The organism is Phaeobacter sp. SYSU ZJ3003 (assembly GCF_041300735.1).
In the GTDB taxonomy this organism is placed as follows: domain Bacteria; phylum Pseudomonadota; class Alphaproteobacteria; order Rhodobacterales; family Rhodobacteraceae; genus Phycobacter; species Phycobacter gallaeciensis_A.
Genome location: NZ_PXNU01000058.1, coordinates 1 through 911, shown reverse-complemented (window position 1 = coordinate 911; position 911 = coordinate 1). Strand labels below are relative to the sequence as shown.

At 64.9% G+C, this 911-nt stretch carries 1 protein-coding gene; it reads left to right on the top strand.

Annotated features, from left to right (window positions below; genetic code table 11):
* Positions 1-625: 625 nt before the first annotated feature.
* Positions 626-904: a PaaI family thioesterase gene (locus C6W91_RS17740; protein ID WP_370571249.1), complete on the top strand. Its 279-nt coding sequence runs from the start codon at positions 626-628 to the stop codon at positions 902-904.
* Positions 905-911: the final 7 nt, after the last annotated feature.

Sequence of the window (911 nt, the reverse complement as noted above, 5' to 3'; positions counted from 1 at the left end):
ACGCCTCACGCCCCAAAGGACCACCTTGCAGGCGCTGCATCTTGGGGCAAGTGTCTCAGCGAAGGGCTCCGCCCGTTCTTACCCCAAACAGTGCCCCGCACTGTTTGCCGCTGCGCGGTCCGGGACGAACTCCCGGGGGGAAGGTCAGGCGCGGGCCGTGCGGCTGACGCCTCACGCCCCAAGGGGCCACCTTGCAGGCGTTGCATCTTGGGGCAGATGTCTCAGTGAAGGGCGCCGCCCGTTCACGCCTCAAACAGCGCCCCGCACTGTTTGTCCCTTCGGGATCCGGCGTGAACTCCCGGATGCAAGGCCAGGCGCGGGCCGTGCGGCTACGCCCCACGCCCCAAAGGGCCACCTTGTAAGCGTTGCATCTTGGGGCAAGTGTTACAGCGTGGGGCTCCGCCCGTTCTTACCCCAAACAGTGCCCCGCACTGTTTGCCGCTACGCGGTCCGGGACGAACTCCCAAATGCAAGGTCAGGCGCGGGCCGTGCGGCTAACGCCCACATCCCAAGGGGTATCCAGCAGGCGGTGCAACATGACTTCCTTCCTCCACAGACAGCCTGAAATCACCGTGGCTTTCGCGCGGGGCAGCGGCTAACCTCCGACCAAAACAGGGAGACAGAAATGACCGCCACCATGACCCCCGCGGATCTGCAATCCGTTCTGGCCGAAGGCTTTGCCGATTGGGTGCAGGCGCTGGATCTGACCGTGACCGAGGCCAGCCCAGAGGAAACCACCCTGCGCATGCCGCTGACGCCGAACCTGGCGCGCATGGGCGGGATCGTCTCGGGACAGGCGCTGGCGGCGCTGGCCGATACTTCGATGGTGCTGGCGGCCTTTGCCTGCGGATTTCAGAATTACCGGACAGCGATTACGCTAAATCCCGGACAGCCGTTTCAGTAATTCCCGG